The organism is Marinobacter sp. EhC06, assembly GCF_001650915.1.
GTDB lineage: Bacteria > Pseudomonadota > Gammaproteobacteria > Pseudomonadales > Oleiphilaceae > Marinobacter.
This window is the reverse complement of record NZ_LXYO01000038.1, coordinates 53,003-74,286: the sequence shown is the minus strand read 5'-3', so window position 1 is coordinate 74,286 and position 21,284 is coordinate 53,003. Positions and strand designations below refer to the sequence as shown.

Below are 21,284 nucleotides of genomic sequence, written 5' to 3'. Positions count from 1 at the left end.
TGTTGGAGGTTCATTTCATATTAAAGCACGGAGGGCCCGGTGGCCTACCTGACGCTATTTCTGACCGCGTTCGCTGCTGCCACGCTGCTGCCTGCCTACTCGGAAGTCCTGCTCGGCACCCTGATAACACAGGGCTACTCCTGGTGGTGGCTCTGGTTCTGGGCAACACTGGGCAACACGTTGGGCTCGGTCGTTAATGGGGTTATCGGCCGGCAGGTGGATCGCTTTAAGCATAAACGCTGGTTTCCGGTCAGCGAAATGCAGCTGCACAAGGCGCGGAACCGTTTTAACCGTTACGGCCAGTGGTCACTGTTGATGGGCTGGCTGCCCCTCGGAGGCGACGCGTTGACCCTGGTTGGCGGGATCATGCGCGTGCCATGGCTCAACTTTGTCATCCTGGTGGGTATCGGCAAGGGCGCCCGCTACGCCTTCGTGCTCTGGCTTGTGGCCGAAGCATCCGGCGCATCGTCACCTTCACCGTAGAGGTACTTCCTGAGCAGCGGTTCGCCGTTGAACTCGGAATTGAGTACCGCGACAAAGGTGTAGACCCCGATCAGTTTGCGGTTCAGGAAAACAAACTCCTTCGGAGGAACCCGGAAATAGCGGCTAATGGCAGACCGGGCCGCCTGGCGCGCTACCCGCGACGGCAATTCACTCTGCTTCCAGCGGTACTCTCCGTGACTGTTGACCGCATAATCCGGCCAGGATTCCTTGTTGCTGGACAGGGGCTCGAGCACCGACATGCATACCTGGCCGAACTTCTGCAGAACCTCATCCGGCCAGTCGGTACTCATGAACCGCAGCTTGACGCCGCCGTCGATCACAGCCTGGAGATCGTCCTCGTAGGACGCCCTGATCATCTGGATAACCGGCTGGAGAAATTCATCCGAGTAAGCCTGCACCGCTCCGAAATCAAGCAGAACAATGCGGTCGTACCCCGGATCGTCGCCCTCTTCGCCGGCGATACGGATTCGATAGTTGCCGAAGTTCGGATCCGTCTGTATTTCCCCCCAAACAAACAGCTCCCGGAAAAACAGCTCGAGAGCGGCCTTGCCAAGTGCGCTTCGACGCTCCAATGGAAGGTCCCTGACCGCCTGGGAGCTGACGGAATGGCCGTGTTCGTAGGTCGAGCAAATAACGTGTGCGGTTGAAAACTCGGGCAGGACCCTGGGCACAATGAACCTCGGATCCGACGCCAGCATATTGCGGAATTTCTCGGTGGTTTTCGCCTCCAGGCGATAATCCACTTCCCGATGCATCATCTGCCGGACTTCTTCCAGCCAGTCATTGAACTCCGGGCCGAAACTGACCAGCCTCGCTACCCGTAACAGCTGGGCAACTGCATTCAGATCGCTGTCTACCGCATCGGCAACGCCGGGGTATTGTACCTTCAGCACCAGTTCCAGGCCGTCGCTTTTGCGCCAGGCCCGGTGCACCTGCCCAAGCGATGCCGCGCCAATGGGTTCGGGCTCCACATCCAGTTGAGCCAGGCGGTCTGCCCCCAGCTCATCTTTCAGTACACGCTCAATGGCCGGCCATTCCAGTGAGGTGGTCTGGTCTTCCAGGGTATGCAACGCTTCGGTGACTTCTTCGGGCAGGAAATGCTCGCCATACAGGGCCATAACCTGGCCGATCTTGACCACGCTGCCCTTCAGCTGACCCAGCTCATCCACCAGGAACCGAGCCTGGCTCGACAGCATGGCCCGGTGCCGCTTCTCCCGGTTTTCCCGACTGCTGAACCAGTTGGTTGCCATATGTGAAGCCATACGGGTACCAGCAAACAAGCCGGCTCGGGTCAGGCTCAACCTGCGCTCAAAACTGCCAGTCTTGATGCGGGAAACCGAATTTCCTGAACGTCTGGAAGACATAGTGACCTGTTCGGATCAGAGAATTTCACCACGTTTGGCGGTTATTACCATTATACGGATAGTCAGGGTAGCTGACCTAACCGAGTCGACCGGCTTTCCGCGGCCACGGGGCCAATGTGTCGGCGGCGTCGCCGGTTTACACCTGACCAACCGGATCGTTTACGTTTCGACACAGTTTCTGGCAGGAAACCGGTCTAGTATTTCTACATACGTAAGGTCCAACAACGACTATCACAAGAACAAGATCCGAACATGCCGCAGTCCGCAAGAAAAACGCCGGATACGGAGCTGTCCCAGTTCCGGGTCAAAGGCGAAATTCCTGTCCCGATCCTGATCAACTGGCTGACGGCCGTTGCCGTTCCCCTGCTGTTCTTCTTTGCCTGGCGCTCAAGCCTGCAGAACGATCCGATTACGCCGCCACTGCTGATCGGCTTTGCCGTGCTGCTGACGGTCAACTCTGTAACCTATTTGCTTTCCGGCAACAAAACATTGCAACGCCGGGGGTTCATTACCCTGATCACGGTGCTGTTCACCTATCTGGCGATCCACGCCGTTGAAGACGGCTCCGCCATTATCTGGCTGTTTGCCTATCCCCCCATCATTTTCTATATCAGTGAATCCCGGATTGGCGTGCTCGCCTGCAGTGGCGGATTCGCTGCGGTCATTTTCCTGTTCAGCCCGTTGGGCGACCTGCTGTTTGAACCACCTCACAGCACCAGTTTCCGAATCACCATGGTGGCAGTGCTGGGCTTTGAAATGGTCACCTGCTATATCCTTGACCAGAGCCGACGACGCAGCAAGCTGGGCCTGCTGAAGCTGGCTGCGGAATTCGAGTATGCGGCCAAGCATGACGCCCTGACTGGCCTTGCCAACCGCCGGGAAGCCCTCGAGCAGCTCGACATCGAGTACCAGCGCTACCTTCGCAACGCCCGCCCCTTCTCTGTGCTGCTGATGGATATCGACCTGTTCAAGAGCGTCAACGATAACTACGGACATCATGTTGGGGACGAGCTCATCATGCTGGTTGCCAAAACCCTGAGGGAACAATGCCGAAAGGTTGACACCCTGGCCCGATGGGGCGGTGAGGAATATCTGGTGCTACTGCCGGAAACCACTACCGAAGAGGCCATGTCTTCTGCAAACCGGATCCGGGAAGCCTTTGCCGCCAAATCCGTCAACACGGAACAGGGCCAGGTTCAGGCCACAATCAGTGTGGGCGTGGCATCAATCCGGGGATCCGAGTCCATCGACCGCCTGCTGCAGCGGGCAGATGAAGCCCTGTATCGGGCCAAATCCGAGGGGCGAAACCGGGTATGCGGTTACGAGAACGAAGCCGCCGCCTGAACTACCACCCCTCGCGAAACTCGACATTCTGGTGCGCCAGGCCGCTGACAAGTTGCTCTGACAATCGTTGCTGCACGTCGGCCAGGGTTACACCCGGAACAAAGTCCCGCACCTGACACATGGCCATGCCGGCATAGCCGCAGGGGTTGATCCGCTGGAAAGGCTCCATGTCCATATCGACATTCAGTGCCAGCCCGTGAAAGGAACAGCCCCGGCGAACCCGGAGGCCAAGGGAGGCTATCTTGGCATCACCCACGTACACGCCGGGCGCATCCGGCCTGGGTGCAGCCTCAACGCCCAGACCAGCGAGGGTCCGAACGATCGACTGTTCAATCTCATCCACCAGGGAGCGGACACCCATTTTTTTGCGGGCCAGGTTGATCATCAGGTAAACGACCAACTGACCGGGGCCGTGATAGGTCACTTGCCCGCCCCGATCAACCGGAATCACCGGAATATCGCCCGGGGCAAGGATGTGTTCTGCTTTACCCGCCTGGCCCTGAGTGTAAACCCGGGGATGCTCAAGGCACCAGAGCTCGTCCGCCACACTGTCATCGCGGTCGGCGGTGAACGATTTCATGGCCTCCCAGGTTTCCAGGTAGGGCTGCTCCCCCAGGGATCGAACAATCAGGTCAGGCATCGGACTCAGAGCACCATATGCACACGGCCACTGGCCTTGAGGTCTTCGAACAGAGCTTTGAGCTGCGCTTCCCCGGTAGCCACAATCTTGAGCTGGACGGAGGAGAACCTGCCTTTGCTGCTGTCGTTAACCGTGATGTCAGTTTCGCAGATCCCGGGTGCGTGCTGTTCCACAACCTCAACCACGAACTCGGTGAAATCCGGCGCAGCATTGCCGATCACCTTGATCACGTAATCGCAAGGAAACTCAATTTTTGGTGCTTTCGGCTGACTCATGCCGTTTTACTCCCCGGGATCAACATCACCCTACTGAAATAACTGAACGAAAAAGAGCTTGATGGCATCCCAGATTCGTTTGAAAAATCCGCCCTCGGGGACCTCGGTCAGGGCCAGCACCGGCTGATCAACCAGTACCTCACCGTTGTAGGACACCTTGACCCGTCCCAGCTCATCCCCGACCTTGATGGGTGCTTTGATGACAGAATCAAGGTCTACCGTGGACTCCAGATCGTTTCGGGAACCCCGGGGAATGGTGACATAAACGTCTTCGGTCATGCCGACTGACAGCTGGTCAGCCTGGCCACCCCAGACACGGGCTTCAATCAGCTCCTGGCCGGACTGGAACAGGCGTTCGCTCTCGTAGTAGCGGAAGCCGTAATTCAGCATCTTCTGGATTTCCTGAGCCCGCGCTTCTGAGCTGCTGGTACCCATGACGACGGCTATAAAGCGGGTGTCGTTGCGCTTGGCCGAAGCAACCAGACAGTAGCCGGCTTCCTCTGTGTGACCGGTCTTCAGACCATCGACGCTGTCATCACGCCAGAGCAGGCTGTTCCGGTTCGGTTGGCGGATATTGTTATAGGTGAAGTGCTTTTCAGCGTACAGCGGATAGTTTTCCGGATAATCATTGATGATTGCCTGCGCCAGCATGGCCAGGTCATAGGCCGTTGAAAAATGATCCGGCGAAGGCAGACCGGTAGCGTTTTCGAAGTTGGTGTCTTTCATGCCCAGCAACTGGGCCTGCTGGTTCATGATATCAACGAAGGCGTCTTCGCTACCGGCAACAAATTCCGCAAGGGCGACTGAGGCATCGTTGCCCGACTGAATGATCACCCCCCTGAGCAGATCCTCAACCGACACCTGAGTGCCTTCCCGGACGAAGGTTCGGGACCCCTCGGTTTTCCAGGCATTCACGCTGATCGGCACCATGTCGGACATGGCAATCCGGCCCTCATCAAGCTCCCGCTCGACGATATACGCGGTCATCATTTTGGTCAGACTGGCTGGAGGCAAACGCTCGTGGCTGTTCTCCTCCATGATGATCCGTCCGCTCTTGGGATCCATCAAAACATAAGAGCTGCCAGCAATCTGCGGCGGCGACGGAATCAGTACCGACTGGGACATCGCCTTGCCTGTCAGAGCAAGCATCAGCACAAAGACAATAGATAGGGTTCGAAAAGCAGAGTTTAAGGCCATGGGTCCATTCATTCGTCGTTAAGTGTGTTTCTTATATAGCTGTCTTGTTAGCCGCGCTCAGTGCGTATCGGTCAGCAGGATGGACTGATCGAAACCACGGGCTTCCAACAGGCTCTGGGTGCGCCTTGCGCTGTCTTCATCGCTGAACGGGCCCACCTGAACCCGATGAAATCGCCCTGAAGACGTATCAACAGCCCGCACCCGCATTGGATTTTCCAGCACCGCTCTTACCTGGCTGAGCAACTTTTCGGCCGGATCCCGGCTGCTGAAGGAGCCCAGCTGTACAAACAATGACCGGTTGGTCGCCGCCATGTCACCGCTAGCCTTCACCCGACCTTCGGCGTATCCAGGTGAGTCTCCGGGAGAAAAGGGCTCACCGGCAACGAACATGGCTCCGTCCGGTCTGACCGTAATGGCGGCGACTTCCACCCGTGCCGTGCCCCGGGCCTGGTAACCCAGCTTTTTGGCCGCGGCGTAGGACAGGTCGATGATTCTGTCGCTGTGGAAAGGACCACGGTCGTTGACCCGGACGATCACCGAGCGGCCATTATCAAGATTCGTTACCCGGGCATAGCCAGGGATCCGCAGGGATTTGTGCGCGGCGGACATGGCATACATGTCAAAGGTTTCGCCGTTGGAGGTCTTGTGACCATGGAACTTTTCGCCGTACCAGCTCGCCGTGCCCCGGGCAACATAGCCGTCGTTGCTGTCGAGCACATGGTACTGCTTGCCCCAGACCTTGTAGGGCGATTTATTGCCTGCCCTGCGAGGAGCCTCGTAAACCGGCACCGCATCGTCAAGCCCGGAGACATCAAAGTTGCCCGAGGGTGCCCTGTCGGTAGCCAGAGTGTAGCGTGACGAATGGTCCGTTTCCGGGGCTGACGCACAGCCGCCGAGTATCATCGACGCCACTACCGTCAGCAGGAGAGAGAATGAGGGCTTGCAGTTCACTGTCCGGAGTTCCTCTTGACTACATTGGCCACCGCCATCAGGTATCCGGCGGCCTGCCGTTCATTGTAACGGGTTCTGCCCCGGAATCACCATTACCCGACCGCCATGGTTCGATTGACCCGGTCAGGCGCCAATCATCCGTCGGTGCGTGTGGATCGACATCAGAACGCCGAACGCAGCCATCAGGGTCACCCCCGAGGTTCCACCATAGCTGATCAGGGGCAATGGCACACCAACCACGGGCAAAAGTCCACTTACCATCCCGACATTCACGAAGATGTAGATAAAGAACGTCATGGTGAGTGCGCCGGCCAGCAGCCGACTGAACGAATCCTGGGCCGTGGCGGCAATGTAAAGACATCGCAGGATAATAAGGAAATACACCGTCATCAGAATCAGCATACCGACAAAACCGAATTCCTCCGCCAGCACCGCAACGATGAAATCGGTATGGCTCTCCGGAAGAAACTCAAGGTGTGACTGGGTCCCCTGCAGCCAGCCTTTGCCATCCACTCCACCAGAACCAATGGCTGTCTTGGACTGGATGATGTTCCAGCCGGCCCCCAGAGGATCACTTTGTGGGTCCAGGAGTGTCAGTACCCGCTGTTTCTGGTACTCCCTCATGACGAAAAACCACATCAGCGGAGCCGACACGGACACCATGGCCACGAAGGCGGTGATCAATTTCCAGCTGATGCCGGCGAAAAACACCACGAAGATGCCGGCCATGCCCACCAGCAAGGAGGTTCCCAGGTCTGGCTGCTGCATGATCATGATCATCGGCACCAGAACAATGGCCAACCCGACGGCCACATGGCGGAACCTGGGCGGCAGGAAGTGCCTGGACAGGTACCAGGCCGCCATCATGGGCACCACCAGTTTCATCAGTTCCGAGGGCTGAAACCGGGGCAGACCCGGTATCGCCAGCCAACGCTGGGCGCCCTTGGCACCGACGCCCACCAGCATGACTGCAATCAACGCAACAATGCCGGCCGCGTAAAGCCACGGTGCCCACCGGCGAAACACCGAGGGATCCAGCTGGGCAAACACCAGCATAACCACAAAAGCCACTCCCAGGCGTATGCCCTGGGCCTTGACGACCTCGAAGTTCCTGTCGGCACCGCTGTAAAGCACAAACAGCCCGCCGGAAACCAGCAGGAGCAGCAGCAGTAAAAGGATCGGGTCCAGATGCAGCGCGGTCCAGATGCTCCGCTGCCTGCCAAGCGGGTTGCTCGCCGTTGAATCCAGTAACGCCTTGAACGCCATCAGTCGGCCACCTCGTCTACGTCGCTGACCAGTGTGCCATCGGCCTGTCCATAGTCGAGCAACCAGGAGTCAAACAGGGCTCGGGCCACCGGCGCGGCCGTACCGCTGCCGCTACCACCGTTTTCGACGATCACGGCAACCGCGATCTCCGGATTATCCGCCGGCGCAAAACCAACAAAAAGCGCGTGGTCCCGGAGCCTCTCGCGGATTTCCTCTTCATCGTATTCTTCATCCTCGGCAAGGCTGAATACCTGCGCGGTACCGGTCTTGCCCGCCATCTTGTAGGGCGCACCGCGGCCTACAGAGCGCGCCGTTCCTTTTGGCCCGTGCATGACCTCTACCATTGTATCGACGACGTATTCCCAGTCGTCAGGGTTCTTGAGATTAAGCGGCTCGTGGGTCTCCGCAGGCAGGAATTCCTCGACCGGCCGATCCCCCTTGATGTCCTTCAGAAGCCTCGGCTCTACCCAACGGCCACGGTTGGCAATCAAGGCGGTTGCAGTGGCCAGCTGCAACGGCGTAGCAAGCATGAACCCCTGCCCGATGCCCATATTGACGGAATCCCCCGGGTACCACGGCTCATTCCGAACGGCACGCTTCCAGTCCCTGGAAGGTAGCAAACCGCTTAGAGCACCTGAGACATCAAGGGTGGCGTCTTCCCCGAAGCCGAAATGAGCCAGATAGCTGTGCATGGTGTCCACGCCCATTTCCACCGCCACCTCGTAGAAATAGACATCGCAGGATTCTGCCACAGCGTCCTTCAGATCAACCCAGCCATGTCCTGTTCGCTTCCAGTCGCGCCACAACCGGCCGCCTTCGTTCAGGCGAAAGTGTCCTGGATCCCAGATGGTGTAATCCCGGGTGGTGGCCCCGCTATCAAGCGCCGCTACTGCAAGCATCGGTTTCACAGTCGAACCCGGAGGGTACTGCCCCCGCAAGGCCCGATTGAACAGTGGCTTGTCCTTGCTTTCACTCAGTTCCCGGTAGTCATTGACGCTGATACCGGTAACGAATTTGTTGGCGTCAAAGCCCGGAACGCTTGCCAGCGCAAGAATGCCACCGGTATCCGGTTCGATAGCAATGATGGCGCCGCGGCGACCATCCAGAAGTTCGTGGGCCCGCTGCTGCAGCCTGAGATCCAGATGCAGCTGCAGATCTTCTCCGGGCACCGGGTTTTCTCGTTCCAGGACGCGCAGCGTCCGGCCCCGGGCGTTGGTTTCAACGTGCTGGTAGCCGACCTCACCGTGGAGGATCTCTTCGTAGAAGCGTTCGATGCCCGATTTTCCGATGTAGTTGGTGCCGGCATAGTTGACCGGATCGATCCGCTGCAATTCGTCCCGGTTGATACGCCCGACGAAACCCAGGGCGTGGGCCGTCAGTTCACTGTGCGGGTAGAAACGAACCAGCTCGGCCTTGACCTCCACCCCCGGAAGCTCATGGCGATGCACAGCAAGCCGGGCCATCTCCTGTTCATTGAGGTCGTAGCGGAGGGGAATTTCCTGGAATGGACGGCGGGGCTCCTGAAGCCGGCGCTGGAAACGTTCACGGTCTTCGTCAGAAATCTCCAGGATATTGCCAAGCTGAGCCAGGGTATCGTCCATGCCCTGCACCCGCTCGGGCACAAGCGTCACACTGAAAACGGGCCGGTTCTCCGCCAGCAGAGTGTCATTGCGGTCGTAAACCAGCCCTCGGGGGGGCGGTACCGACTGGACCTGAACGCGGTTCTTGTCCGAAAGGGTGGTATAAACCTCATGTTCCACGACCTGAAGCTGGTACATCCGCGCAATCAGGCCACCAATCGCCAGCATCACAAACACCAGCATCACCAGGGTACGGCGCTGGAAGAGCCGGCGTTCCGCTGCCGTATCCTTGAACTCACCCCATGGCATGATGACCCCCTAGGCCCGGTGGTACGGGTGATTGCGGGTGATCGACCAGGCCCGGTACAGCTGCTCTGCGAGAACGATACGCACCAGAGGGTGCGGCAAAGTGAGCGGCGACAGCGACCATTGCTGGTCGGCCCGCTTCCGGCAATCGTCGGCCAGGCCATCGGGGCCGCCCACCAGAAAGCTCACATCGCGGCCATCCTGTTGCCAGTTCTCCAGTTGAGCCGCGAGCTTTTCGGTCGACCACGGGCGACCGCCAACCTCCAGCGCAATCACGCGGTCTTTCGGACCGGTGGCCGCAAGGATAGCGTCACATTCTCGCTGCATCAGTCTGGGAATATCGGGATTCTTGCCCCGGTGGGCGACAGGAATTTCAACCAGTTCCACGGGTAGCTCCGGCGGCATGCGGCGGGCGTAATCTCCGAATCCGGTACTGACCCAGTCGGGCATTTTCTGCCCCACACAGATCAGGCGTAACCGCATGATTATTCGCTGCCCGCAACACCAAGATCCGGAGCATCGCGCCAGAAGCGCTCCAGATCGTAAAACTCCCGTGTGGCAGGCATCATCACGTGAACAACCACATCGCCCAGGTCCACAAGGATCCAGTCGCTGACGCCAGCACCCTCAACGTTGCTCGCGCGCACGCCCTGCTCCTTGGCTTCGATTACAACGGAGTCGGCGAGGGATTTCACATGTCGATTGGACGTTCCGGATGCCAGAACCATGAAGTCGGTGACACTGGTGCGGTCACGGACATCAATCACGCTGATGTCCTGTGCTTTCACATCTTCAAGCGCATTAATTACCAGATCTTTCAGTTGCTCTGCCTGCATAATCACCCTGTTGGACGGGCGTTTGCCGATATGGCCGCCCGAAATGTCATATTCAGACGCGATTGTAGCACTAAAAGTTCCCGTCGGGGCATGCACCATAGAGCCCCTGACGACGAATTTCTGCCCAGACCTGGTCGGGCATCAGGTAGCGGGGTGAGCGGCCATCACCAATACGCTTCCTGATTCCGGTGGCGGAAATGTCCAGAAGCGGCGGATCGAGCTCCAGAAAATGGCCGCAGGAACGGCCGTGCAAGGCCTCGGGGCCTCCCACACCTCGCTCCGCCAGCAGCCGGGCCGGTTCGCCTGTAGGGTCCAGAGCCGGGCCTGGTCGACGGACCACCACCACATGGGCCAGCTCCGGAATCTGCTGCCACTCCCGCCAGCGGTCGAACCCGGCAAAGGCGTCGGTGCCAACCACCATCGCCAGGGGCTCATCCGGCCCAAGCTCCGCGCGAAGCTGACGCAGGGTGTCGGCCGTGTAGGAGGCGCCTTCCCGTGCCAGTTCCCGGTCGTCAATCCGTAACTGGGGCTCGTTGGCCACCGCCAGCCTCAGCAGCTCCAGGCGCTGACCGGAGGAAGCCCCGGTCCGCCCCCGATGCGGCGGAATATGACAGGGCACCAGACTGACGTACTCCACGCCGAGACGGTCACTGATTTCAAGGGCCAGCCTGAGGTGGCCATGATGCACCGGATCAAAGGTTCCGCCATAGATCACATGCATGGACATCAGGTCCGGATGTGCCCGTCACCGAAGACCACGTATTTCTGGGACGTGAGACCCTCAAGCCCCACCGGCCCACGGGCGTGAATCTTGTCGGTGGAGATCCCGATTTCGGCCCCCAGACCATACTCGAACCCGTCGGCAAAGCGCGTTGAAGCGTTGACCATGACGGAACTGGAGTCCACTTCGGTAATGAACCGACGTGCCCGGGTGTAGTTCTCGGTAATGATGCTGTCGGTATGCTGGGAACTGTAGCGGTTGATATGGGCAATGGCGCCTTCCAGACCGTCAACCACACGCACCGCCAGGACCGGAGCCAGATATTCGGCTTCCCAGTCTGCCTCGGTAGCTTCGTTCACACCCTCGACAATAGCCCGGGTTTGCTCGCAGCCACGCAATTCCACGCCTTTCTCAACAAAAGCCTGAGCCAACATCGGAAGAATATCCTCGGCGATCTCGGCGTCGACCAGCAGGGTTTCCATGGTGTTACAGGTGCCATACCGGTGGGTTTTGGCATTGATCGCCACGTTGAGTGCCTTTTCCGGGTCGGCATGGCTGTCGATGTAGACATGGCAGACACCATCGAGATGTTTAATGACCGGCACCCGGGCATCGCGGCTGATGCGTTCGATCAAGCCTTTGCCTCCTCTGGGCACAATGACATCAACATACTCTGGCATGGTGATCAGCTCACCCACGGCCGCACGATCGGTTGTTTTGATCACCTGCACCGCATTCTCGGGCAGCCCTGCTTTTGCAAGTCCCTCGGAAAGACAGCGAGCAATGGCCTGATTGGAATGGATCGACTCCGAGCCGCCCCGGAGAATAGTCGCATTGCCCGATTTGAGGCACAGACTGGCGGCCTCTACGGTCACGTTAGGACGGGACTCGTAGATGATACCGATGACTCCCAGCGGCACACGCATCTTGCCCACCTGAATGCCAGAGGGGCGGTAGGCCATGTCGGTAATGGCACCGATAGGGTCCGGCAACGACGCCACCTGGCGAAGGCCTTCAATCATGGTATCGATTCGCTGGGGAGTAAGCTCCAGCCGGTCCAGCATCGCCGCATCGAGGCCATTTTCACGGCCCCGCTGCAAATCCTTGCCATTGGCCAGAGCCAGCTCTTCCCGGGCTGCATCAAGAGCATCTGCCGTAGCGAGTAGCGCCTGATTACGCACGGCGGTGGTCGAACGCGCCACTCCCGTTGCCGCTGCTCGGGCCTGCTGTCCAACCTCAGCCATGTACGCTGCAATATCCATTCAAATACCTTTCTGTTTTCAAGCGGAATCAGGAATAAGTGCCTAACTTTACCTTTCCCGTTTCAAGTACGCATCCCAAACAGATATTATACCGCTGCTATATGCCATACTCGGAAACTGAAGGAGCTTTTGAACAACTCCCCGGGGACGGTTTTATTCAGGGAGTTCGGGAAAAGGAAGGACACAATGGCCCAGATGGCCGAAAAATTCCTGTTAAGCAAGTTGTCGCGGGCAGGCTTCGTGGCCCTGATCGCCGTTGCCACCCTCTGTGCCGTACTGGGAGAACCCATGGTTGCGGCGGCTGCGGCTGCAGCCTCAGGCATTGTGATTGCCGGCAAGACCTTTCATCCCAGCCGGGTGAATCAGCCCTGGCCTCGGGTCCAGCAGGCTTTTTTCGTGATTCTTCTGCTGATTCTTTTGGCCAGCTTCTGGACTGGCCCCTGGGTCCTGAGCCACTGGCTGTACGCCCTTCCCCTCGTCGCTTTCGCACTGGTCCCGCCTGCGGCAGCAGCACTGATCACCCTGCTCATTACAGTTCTGGCGATGATCGCAACACAGTGGGCTGTCGGCCTTGCTGACCGCCACCAGATGATCAGCGCATTTCTGCTCACCATGCTGCTCTCGGCGCTGCTGGTATTCCTGCGTGACTACAAGGCCCGGCAACTGGCCCCATTGCGCCGGACCGATGAACTGACCCAGGCCGCAAGCCGGGAGTATCTTTCCGCCGACCTGCACAAAGAAATCCAGCGCAGCGAACGGGAAGGCACAGACATGTCCATTATCATGATCGGACTGGACACCCACCTGAGCGACAATGATCCGGATGAGGACATACGTTCAATACTCCCGCGCATTGGTCGTTACCTGCATTCCCAGATCCGTGATTTCGACACCTATTACCGGGTCGCCGATCTGCAGTTTCTGGTGATTCTGCCAGGCATCTCCACCAGCGACGCCATTGCCCGTGCCGAGACTATCCGCAAGGGCCTGGCAACACTTCTGGAATCACATGGCATGAACCTCACTGTCAGTACCGGAATTGCCGGCCTGAATATCGGTGACGATGCCAACAGTCTTCAGCAGAGCGCGGCGAATGCCTTGCGCCGGGCGCAACAGCAGGGAGGCAACCGAAGCCAGGCCTACAGTTCCTGGTCGCAGCCTGCGCAACCAAGCCAGCCGCAAGCCCAGGGGCCGGTATCATGACAGAGACCCGTCTGAGAACATGGACCCACGCCTTTGGCTACGGCATTGCCTGCCTGTTCATCTTCACCCTGGCCATGCAGAACCTGCGCTATGGCTTCTACGAATTGTTCTACCTGGCCTCAGGGATGGCGGTTCTGACCCTGGCCGGCGCTATTTACACCATTATCTGTCGTCGGCATCAGCTGTCAGCGCCGGGGCATCTGGTGATTCTCTCCGGCCTGAACAGCGGCATGCTGGCAGCACTGCTGAACATGGATGCACCCGGTATCAGCCACTGGGCAATGCCCCTGCTTGTCCTGAACCTGCTTATCCTGCCATTGCGCCAGGGCGTCGGGCTCTCCCTTTTGCTGCTTGTGCCCATGTCGATCATCCTGTTCCTGGAACAGGCTCCGGCCGAGGCCATTGCCATCACGGCAGGCCTGTTCATTCTTCTGGCGGTCGCGGCACTGTATATCTGGCACTATGATCACATGGCCCAGTCAGCCGAGGATCTTGCGATTACCGATCCCGTAACCGGTGCTCACAACGCCCGCTTCCTGGATGAAACCCTGCAGAAAGAGATCAGCCGGACCATCGCCGAACACCACTGGCCCGTGGTTGGCAAGGCCACCGTCAGTCTGGGCTGCACCACCCGTGGCAGTGGCGACACCCGTACAGACACTCTCCGGAAGCGGGCCCACCAGGCCATGGAGGAAGCTCGAAGGCGCGGGACTGATTCGGTCTGGTTCAGCCCGGGAGAAACCATCGAAACATGAGCAGTGCCTGGCTGAATGACCTGTCGGCATGGTTGAGCCTGCATCCCGGCTGGCTGGCAACGGCTCTGTTTACGACCGCCTTCATCGAATCCCTCGCCATAGCCGGCATTATTGTCCCGGGTGTCGCCATCCTGTTTGCCGTCGCTGTACTGGCCGGCGAGACAGGTATGCCGTTATTAGAAGCACTGCTCTGGGCCGGTCTGGGTGCCATTGCGGGGGACACCGCCAGCTTTGGCCTTGGGCGGCTGCTGCAGGGCCGCCTGACAACGGCCTGGCCGCTGAGCCGTTATCCGAAAGTCATCAGCACCGGAGAGCGATTTTTTACCCGTCACGGCGGCAAAAGCGTGATCATCGGTCGCTTTGTCGGGCCCGTGCGACCGGTTATTCCCCTGGTGGCCGGAGCCCTGATGATGTCCTGGCGTCGCTTTCTGGCCTTCAACATCGGCTCGGCCATCGCCTGGGCACCAGTCTATATTTTCCCGGGGTTTCTGGTGGGCAGCGCCCTGGCGAGCGAAATCAGGCCTCCTGCGCACTTCTATGCGGTGATCGGCATCAGCCTCGCCGCCCTGACCGTGGTCTACTTCGTGCTGTTGCGATTTCAGCTGGGGCTTGGTGAAAGCAGCCGCTTTTACCAATGGCTTAAGCAGTGGATGGCTCAATACGAAGCGACTCACCGATTCTGGCGCCTGTACACCAATCAACGCCCTGCCCGGGAGGGTGAATTTCCGCTGGCTTCGTTCATGCTCGCGCTTGGCGCTTCCGCACTGCTGCTGATCTGGAAGCAACTGGCTACAGCAACGAGCCTGCTTGATGGCTTCGACCAGGCCGCCCTGCAATGGTTTGAGCAACTCCGACAACCTCTGCTGGATGGCCCCTTCATTGCCATTACGTTGCTTGGTGACGCCCCGGTTCTGATCGCCGCCGGTGCTCTGGCATTCGCAGCATTGCTATTCCGGGGCTATTATGCCGCTGCCATTCATATTCTGGTGGCCGTCTTTGTGACCATATTTCTGGTCTGGGGCCTCAAGTTCCTGCTCGGCGTCCCACGCCCCGACGAGGTCATGGGGCCGCCCGATTCCGGCGCCTTCCCCAGCGGTCACACGGCAGGCGTTACCTTGCTGGTCACCCTGCTGGCCAGCTTTGTTGCCGGCGAAAGCCGACACCGCAAGCGCTGGCAATACTATGTACTGCTTTCTCTTCCACTGGTTCCCGTGGCTCTGAGTCGGCTTTACCTCGGAGTTCACTGGTTTACGGACGTCATTGGGGGATTGCTGCTTGCCCTGGCTGTAACCGGGGCGGTGCGGGCCAGCTACAGCCGCTACGACAAGGTACCTCTGCCCCCTGATATAACCATTGTGGCGGCAGCGGTTGTCTGGGCGGTCTTTGCAGGCGGATATATTGTGCTGTCATGGGGTGAGGCAGTTATGAATTTCCGGCCCGTGACTTAAAGGCTAGCCCTCCTCCAGCGCTTCCAGAAGTCCCTGAAGTCGACTGAGGCGTTCCAGTGGATCCTGCAACTCCACCAGCTTCTGCTTTTCCTGTTTGTCCAAAGGCAACAGCTCCGTGAGCCGCCAGCCAACATCCCGGGCATCGCCATAGTCGATGTCCATGTTCAGGTCCCTTATGACCGGGTGCCGGAACAGGGCCTTGAGGACCGAAGGCAATTCGCTGAAACGTTCAGGCACTTCCCTCTCTGCCTCTTCAATCAGACATTCCACGTCGCCAACATTCAACCCGTCTTCCTGCTGCCAGCTTCGCACCACCGACACCTTCGATTCGCCCTCAACGGTAATTCCCAGAAGGCCGTTATCAAGCTGCTGGAAATCAATAATCCGCACGTAGGTGCCAATGTCGTAAAAAGCTGCGGTGCGCCCGGCCTCTCCGCCTTCCTTCAACAGCACCACAACGAACCCGCGATCCTCCTTGAGACAGCGGGTGAGCATGTCGATGTAGCGCGGCTCGAACAACTGCAAGGGAATCCTCCCCCTGGGCAGGACGATGGAATTCAGGGGGAACAAAGGTACATTCATAAGAGCAACAGTCACCGGAAAGCAGACTCCACAGTTTACACAGCCCGGACAATTACCGGATGGCCAACAGTTGCTGAACTTCGTCGACCCGGGCCCTGGCCTCCGTCAGAAGCTGCAAACTGCGGGAGGCATTGAGTTCAAGTTCGCCCAGACGCCGATATGCGGGCACCTGGTCGAACGGAGGTAGCTCGGCATTCTGGCTGGAACCGATCATCGAATGCAATTGAGCCACGATAACCACATCCACCAGTTGGGGCGACGCCTCGCGGCATTCATAGCCCCAGTCCTCGGCATGACGGACCGCCTCCACGAACGCCGGCGGGAAGGACCAGTTTTCGAGAACCGCCGTGCCCACGTCAGCCCTGAGTTCCCGGATCGCATGACTCAGATTGGCCTCATCGGCAAAGAGATTCACATGGTGTTCGGCCTGAACCAGAATCGGCACCACACCGATATCATGGAGCAGCCCCGCCAGCAGTGCCTCTTCCGGGTTTAGCCGGGTAGCATGATCCGCCAGCACCCAGCACAGGGCTGCCACTTCCCGGGAGTGCCGCCAGAGCTTTTCCATTTCTTTTTGCAACGACGCCTGACGGGTCTTGAAAACCTCCCGCATCGAAAACACCGTCACCAACTGCCTAGTGGTACGCATACCGAGACGGACAACCGCTTCCCGGACATTCCGGACGTCACTGAACCCTCGATACAGAGGGCTGTTGCAGGCACGGACAAGTTTCGCGGCCATGGCCGGATCCGCAGACACCGCCAATGCCACCTGGTCTGCCGTCGATTCCTCACGATCGACCGCACGCCGGACCTTCCAGGCCACATCCGGCACACTGGGGAGCTTTACCTGATTCGACCTCAACTCCGACAGGAATTCCATCAACAGGTGATGTTCCTCGCTCTCGATACCGCCCGCGCCCTCACCGGAATCCATCTCAACCTGTTCCACCGGCGCCGAGCGCAGCAGCTGGTTAAGGATCTCCTGCTCCACAACCAGGAACTCGCAGGGTTTTACGGCGGTTACGTCGTACATTCGGGGCTGGAGCCGGGCAATGGGATTGTGCGCTTTCTCCGTCTCGGCTTCGATGATCGATTTACGGCCGTCCAGGGATTCCAGCTCCACCTTGCCGGCAATCAGAAAGAAGTCGAGACCGTCCCGGACACCGCGCTCAAGAACCCGCTGGCCGGGCCCGTGGGTTCGTCGTTCGGCGCGGCTGGCAAGCAGGACCAGTTGGTCATCCGTCAGCCGGTTCAACGGCTGAAACTCTTTAAGGCGACGAAGCGGCAGGCTTTCCTGGCCGGCCATAGGCATACTCCTTGTCGGTTCAAACCGGAAAATAAGTTGGCAACTATGTTAACTATTGTAAACAGCGGCTCTGAAAACAACCATGCGCCTCGAGTCTAATCTGGTATCCTCTGTTTTTTTGATCGACATCATCAGGTAACAACAGAGAGAACCGAACACCATGCCTCAGTATCGTTCGCGGACATCCACCGCAGGTCGCAACATGGCCGGCGCCCGCGCCCTCTGGCGCGCCACCGGTATGAAAGACGGGGATTTCGGCAAGCCCATTATCGCGGTTGCCAACTCCTTCACCCAGTTCGTGCCGGGCCACGTGCACCTCAAAGACCTGGGCCAGCTGGTGTGCCGCGAAATCGAGGCCTCCGGCGGTGTGGCCAAGGAATTCAACACCATCGCAGTCGACGATGGCATCGCCATGGGCCACGACGGCATGCTGTACTCCCTACCCTCCCGGGAAATCATCGCAGACTCTGTAGAGTACATGGTCAACGCCCATTGCGCCGACGCCCTTGTGTGTATTTCCAACTGCGACAAGATCACCCCGGGCATGCTGATGGCCGCCATGCGTCTGAATATCCCCACCATTTTCGTCTCCGGCGGGCCCATGGAAGCGGGCAAAACCAAGCTGTCCGAACACAAGCTGGACCTGGTGGATGCCATGGTCATTGCCGCAGACCCCAACGCCTCCGATGAACAGGTGGAAGAATACGAACGCAGCGCCTGTCCCACCTGCGGCTCCTGTTCCGGCATGTTCACCGCCAACTCCATGAACTGTCTGACCGAAGCCATTGGCCTTGCGCTGCCGGGCAATGGTTCTCTGCTGGCCACCCACGCCGACCGGGAACAGCTTTTCCTGAAGGCCGGTCGACAGATTGTGGAGAATGCGCGGCGCTATTACGAGCAGGACGACGCCAGCGTGCTGCCTTTGAGCATCGCCTCAATGGCAGCCTTTGAAAACGCCATGGTCATGGACATCGCCATGGGCGGCTCAACGAACACCATCCTTCACTTGCTGGCGGCCGCCCAGGAAGGCGGTGTTCCGTTTACCCTGAACGAAATCGACCAGCTTTCACGCCGGGTCCCGCAGCTGTGCAAGGTGGCGCCCAACTCGCCCAAGTATCACATGGAAGACGTGCACCGGGCCGGCGGTATCATGGGCATTCTCGGCGAGCTGGAACGGGGCGGACTGATCAACACCGATCTACCCACCGTGCACAGCAAAACCATGAGAGAAGCGCTCGAGACCTGGGATATCATGAGGTCGCCGACCACCGAAGTGGTCGAATTCTACAAAGCAGGGCCCGCCGGCATCCCCACCCAGACCGCCTTCTCCCAGAGCACCCGCTGGCCAACCCTGGACGGTGACCGGGAAACCGGCTGCATTCGCTCTGTTGAAAATGCCTATAGCTCCGAGGGTGGCCTGGCCGTGCTGTACGGCAATATTGCCCTGGACGGCTGCGTGGTCAAGACCGCGGGGGTCGACGAGAGCATCTATGTATTTGAGGGCAAGGCCCGGGTGTTCGAAAGTCAGGATTCCGCCGTTGCCGGCATTCTCGCCGACGACGTCAAGCCGGGCGAGGTTGTGATCATCCGTTATGAGGGCCCCCGCGGCGGCCCGGGTATGCAGGAAATGCTGTACCCGACCAGCTACCTGAAATCCAAGGGCCTCGGAAAGGACTGCGCACTGCTGACCGACGGACGTTTCTCCGGCGGCACCTCGGGCCTGTCCATCGGTCACGCGTCGCCGGAAGCTGCCGCCGGTGGAGCCATTGGCCTGATCGAGAATGGCGATACGATCCTTATCGACATTCCGAACCGGAGTATCAATGTTGAACTGGATCAGCGCGAGCTGGATCGTCGCCGGGAAGCACGGGATGCCAAGGGCTGGAAACCGGAACTGCCGCGGGACCGCAAGGTATCTGCTGCCCTGAAAGCCTACGCGCTGCTCGCCACAAGCGCTGATAAGGGCGCCGTTCGGGATCTCGAAAAGCTCGGCTGAAAATCCTGAGCGCCAGCCAGCAAAAAAGCCCGGCGGGAAAGTCCCGGCGGGCTTTTTCTGTTCAGGAGACTCCGATTACCAGAGCGACCAGCCTCCGTCTTCCTCTTCTTCAATGGCGTCGTCCTGCTCAGGTTCCTCCGGGGCCGACGTTTCTGCCGTGGAAGAAGCTGACTCCTGAGTCGGAGCGCTGCTGGATCCAGTGGACTGTGACGGTGCCGACGCGGCCACCTGAACCGAAATCATGCCCAGGGCTTCCTTGGTCGGATCGTCCAGAATACCGGTAGCCTGAAGACCGTTATCCTGCTGGAACCGGGTCAGCGCGGACCGGGTTGAGTCATCCATTTGCGGGCTGACATTGGAAATGTCGTACCCTGCTCCGTAGAGCGCATTCTTGAGTGCAACGATCTCATCCGCGAAGGCCGCAGGGGCAAAGCCCAGTGTGACCGCCAATCCGGCCGCAGCGGCCAGGCGTCCCAGTCGGGTAGTTGCTTTTCTCATGGTACTCACCTGCTTAACTCCTGATATCTCGCCGATATCCGTTTCTTTCTTGTTATGTGGTGCCTATCTCCACAGGCTGGGGCAAACGGCTAAAAGCCTACCATACTTTTGTCGTATGTCGCCTTACCGGACATCATTCCCCGCTTCCCCGCCTGGTTCCTGCTCCCCATCATCCACACTGGCCGGCGGGCGGTGGGCCTCTTCACTGAATTCGCGGATGAAAATCCCCCAGAAGGCCATGAACAGAGCCGCCACCAATGGCCCCATCACAAAACCGTTGATGCCGAACATGACGATACCGCCGAGCGTCGACAGCAGGACAATGTAATCCGGCAATTTGGTGTCGCGACCAACCAGTACCGGGCGCAGCAGGTTGTCCGCCAGCCCGATGACCACCACGCCGAATGCCGTCAGTATCACGGCCTCAATCACATCCCCCACGGCCGCGAGGTAGATAGCGGCAGGCACCCAGACCAGGGCAGCCCCCACCGCCGGCAAAAGCGATACGATTGCCATCACCACACCCCAGAGCAGCGCGCCACTGATCCCGAGAATCCAGAAAATCAGCCCCCCCATCGCCCCCTGGATAATGGCAATCAGCAGGTTGCCCTTGACGGTGGCTCGGGTAACTTCCGCGAACTTGGCAAACAGCAACCGCTCCCGTTCATCACCGAGCGGCAGCGCCTTGACCATTAATTCTACCAGCGCACTGCCGTCCCTCAGCAGGAAGAACGCCAGATACACCATCAACGCAAGCCCCAGGAAAAACTGAAAGGTATTCTGGCCAACGCCCAGGGCCTGCTTGCCTAGGAACTGACTCCCCCCCACGAAAAGGCTCACTGCCCGATCCCTCAGGTCAGCAAAGTTGATATCGAACTGGGCCAGGAACGCCTGAATAGCCGGAAAGGACTGATTGACGCGGTCGATGTACTCTCCGGGCCTTATGTCGCCACTCTGAATCTGTTGGTAAAGCGCAACGCCTTCAGCTACGAGTGAAGTCACCAGAACCAGAACCGGGATAACCACGATAAACATGCAGATGCACAGGGTTATCAGGGCATTCACATTGGGCCGCTCCCCCAGTTTCCGTACCAGCAGTTGCTGCACCGGGTGGAAAATCAGAGCGATGGCGACTGCCCAGAAGATGGGCCCGAAGAAGGGTTTCATGAGGAATACAAAGGCCAGGGAAACGCCGATCAGCAACGCCAGAAAAGTCCGTGTTTCAAGTTTTGCGTACATAGTTTTTG

21 protein-coding genes are annotated in these 21,284 nt (G+C 59.0%); 6 read left to right on the top strand and 15 right to left on the bottom strand.

Annotation, left to right across the window (positions count from 1 at the left end; all coding sequences use genetic code 11):
* Window positions 1-39 precede the first annotated feature (39 nt).
* Window positions 40-483 (top strand): YqaA family protein, encoded by a 444-nt coding sequence (locus A8B84_RS20980; protein ID WP_064227051.1) that lies wholly within the window; start codon window positions 40-42, stop codon window positions 481-483.
* Here the strand turns inward: A8B84_RS20980 and A8B84_RS20975 are convergent.
* Complete coding sequence (locus tag A8B84_RS20975) at window positions 423-1,868, bottom strand: ABC1 kinase family protein (protein WP_064227050.1); 1,446 nt, start codon at window positions 1,866-1,868, stop codon at window positions 423-425. The two genes, A8B84_RS20980 and A8B84_RS20975, sit on opposite strands and share 61 nt — an antisense overlap.
* A 252-nt stretch (window positions 1,869-2,120) precedes the next feature.
* On the opposite strand from A8B84_RS20975, the gene A8B84_RS20970 reads away from it, so the two are divergent.
* Window positions 2,121-3,212, top strand: a complete 1,092-nt coding sequence (locus A8B84_RS20970; protein WP_064227049.1) for a GGDEF domain-containing protein — start codon at window positions 2,121-2,123, stop codon at window positions 3,210-3,212.
* A gap of 1 nt (window position 3,213) precedes the next feature.
* On the opposite strand, the gene lipB is transcribed toward A8B84_RS20970, so the two are convergent.
* The 10 genes from lipB to A8B84_RS20920 all read right to left on the bottom strand — a co-directional run bounded on the left by lipB (window position 3,214) and on the right by A8B84_RS20920 (window position 12,246).
* Window positions 3,214-3,852 (bottom strand): lipoyl(octanoyl) transferase LipB, encoded by a 639-nt coding sequence (gene lipB, locus A8B84_RS20965; protein ID WP_064227048.1) that lies wholly within the window; start codon window positions 3,850-3,852, stop codon window positions 3,214-3,216.
* Between the two features lie 5 nt (window positions 3,853-3,857).
* Window positions 3,858-4,127, bottom strand: coding sequence for a YbeD family protein (locus A8B84_RS20960; RefSeq protein ID WP_064227047.1), 270 nt, complete (start codon window positions 4,125-4,127; stop codon window positions 3,858-3,860).
* Between the two features lie 30 nt (window positions 4,128-4,157).
* Window positions 4,158-5,324: a D-alanyl-D-alanine carboxypeptidase family protein gene (locus tag A8B84_RS20955; RefSeq protein WP_064227046.1), complete on the bottom strand. Its 1,167-nt coding sequence runs from the start codon at window positions 5,322-5,324 to the stop codon at window positions 4,158-4,160.
* Between the two features lie 57 nt (window positions 5,325-5,381).
* On the bottom strand, window positions 5,382-6,227 hold the full coding sequence (locus A8B84_RS20950; RefSeq protein WP_269063547.1) for a septal ring lytic transglycosylase RlpA family protein: 846 nt from the start codon (window positions 6,225-6,227) through the stop codon (window positions 5,382-5,384).
* Window positions 6,228-6,398: 171 nt separating this feature from the next.
* Window positions 6,399-7,541, bottom strand: coding sequence for a rod shape-determining protein RodA (gene rodA, locus A8B84_RS20945; RefSeq protein ID WP_064227044.1), 1,143 nt, complete (start codon window positions 7,539-7,541; stop codon window positions 6,399-6,401).
* Window positions 7,541-9,430, bottom strand: a complete 1,890-nt coding sequence (gene mrdA / locus A8B84_RS20940) for a penicillin-binding protein 2 (RefSeq protein ID WP_064227043.1) — start codon at window positions 9,428-9,430, stop codon at window positions 7,541-7,543. Before mrdA ends, rodA begins: the two co-directional genes overlap by 1 nt.
* A 9-nt stretch (window positions 9,431-9,439) precedes the next feature.
* Complete coding sequence (gene rlmH / locus A8B84_RS20935; RefSeq protein WP_064227042.1) at window positions 9,440-9,910, bottom strand: 23S rRNA (pseudouridine(1915)-N(3))-methyltransferase RlmH; 471 nt, start codon at window positions 9,908-9,910, stop codon at window positions 9,440-9,442.
* Window positions 9,911-9,912: 2 nt separating this feature from the next.
* Complete coding sequence (gene rsfS / locus A8B84_RS20930) at window positions 9,913-10,263, bottom strand: ribosome silencing factor (RefSeq protein ID WP_064227041.1); 351 nt, start codon at window positions 10,261-10,263, stop codon at window positions 9,913-9,915.
* Window positions 10,264-10,333: 70 nt separating this feature from the next.
* On the bottom strand, window positions 10,334-10,984 hold the full coding sequence (nadD, locus tag A8B84_RS20925) for a nicotinate-nucleotide adenylyltransferase (RefSeq protein WP_064227076.1): 651 nt from the start codon (window positions 10,982-10,984) through the stop codon (window positions 10,334-10,336).
* 5 nt (window positions 10,985-10,989) lie between these two features.
* Entirely contained in the window at window positions 10,990-12,246 is a 1,257-nt protein-coding gene (locus A8B84_RS20920; RefSeq protein ID WP_064227040.1) for a glutamate-5-semialdehyde dehydrogenase, read from the bottom strand.
* A gap of 186 nt (window positions 12,247-12,432) precedes the next feature.
* Here A8B84_RS20920 and A8B84_RS20915 point away from each other — a divergent pair, with 186 nt between their 5' ends.
* Genes A8B84_RS20915 through A8B84_RS20905 form a run of 3 tightly spaced genes read left to right on the top strand, consistent with a single transcriptional unit; the run spans window position 12,433 to window position 15,652 of the window.
* Complete coding sequence (locus A8B84_RS20915) at window positions 12,433-13,449, top strand: GGDEF domain-containing protein (protein ID WP_064227039.1); 1,017 nt, start codon at window positions 12,433-12,435, stop codon at window positions 13,447-13,449.
* Window positions 13,446-14,204: a hypothetical protein gene (locus A8B84_RS20910; RefSeq protein ID WP_064227038.1), complete on the top strand. Its 759-nt coding sequence runs from the start codon at window positions 13,446-13,448 to the stop codon at window positions 14,202-14,204. Before A8B84_RS20915 ends, A8B84_RS20910 begins: the two co-directional genes overlap by 4 nt.
* Complete coding sequence (locus tag A8B84_RS20905) at window positions 14,201-15,652, top strand: bifunctional DedA family/phosphatase PAP2 family protein (RefSeq protein ID WP_064227037.1); 1,452 nt, start codon at window positions 14,201-14,203, stop codon at window positions 15,650-15,652. The genes A8B84_RS20910 and A8B84_RS20905 overlap by 4 nt, the downstream gene beginning before the upstream one ends.
* 3 nt (window positions 15,653-15,655) lie before the next feature.
* Here A8B84_RS20905 and A8B84_RS20900 read toward each other — a convergent pair whose 3' ends face one another.
* Both A8B84_RS20900 and A8B84_RS20895 read right to left on the bottom strand, forming a co-directional pair.
* A complete protein-coding gene (locus A8B84_RS20900) occupies window positions 15,656-16,234 on the bottom strand; it encodes an LON peptidase substrate-binding domain-containing protein (protein ID WP_064227036.1) in 579 nt (192 codons plus the stop codon).
* Window positions 16,235-16,286: 52 nt separating this feature from the next.
* A complete protein-coding gene (locus A8B84_RS20895) occupies window positions 16,287-17,543 on the bottom strand; it encodes an HDOD domain-containing protein (protein ID WP_064227035.1) in 1,257 nt (418 codons plus the stop codon).
* 160 nt (window positions 17,544-17,703) lie between these two features.
* On the opposite strand from A8B84_RS20895, the gene ilvD reads away from it, so the two are divergent.
* Window positions 17,704-19,539, top strand: coding sequence for a dihydroxy-acid dehydratase (gene ilvD, locus A8B84_RS20890; RefSeq protein WP_064227034.1), 1,836 nt, complete (start codon window positions 17,704-17,706; stop codon window positions 19,537-19,539).
* A gap of 75 nt (window positions 19,540-19,614) precedes the next feature.
* Here the strand turns inward: ilvD and A8B84_RS20885 are convergent, their stop codons facing one another.
* Together A8B84_RS20885 and A8B84_RS20880 are read right to left on the bottom strand one after the other, a co-directional pair.
* Entirely contained in the window at window positions 19,615-20,037 is a 423-nt protein-coding gene (locus A8B84_RS20885; protein WP_064227033.1) for a peptidoglycan-binding domain-containing protein, read from the bottom strand.
* 123 nt (window positions 20,038-20,160) lie between these two features.
* The gene (locus A8B84_RS20880) at window positions 20,161-21,276 is read right to left on the bottom strand and encodes an AI-2E family transporter (protein WP_064227032.1); all 1,116 of its coding nucleotides are present in this window, start codon (window positions 21,274-21,276) and stop codon (window positions 20,161-20,163) included.
* Between the last annotated feature and the right edge of the window lie 8 nt (window positions 21,277-21,284).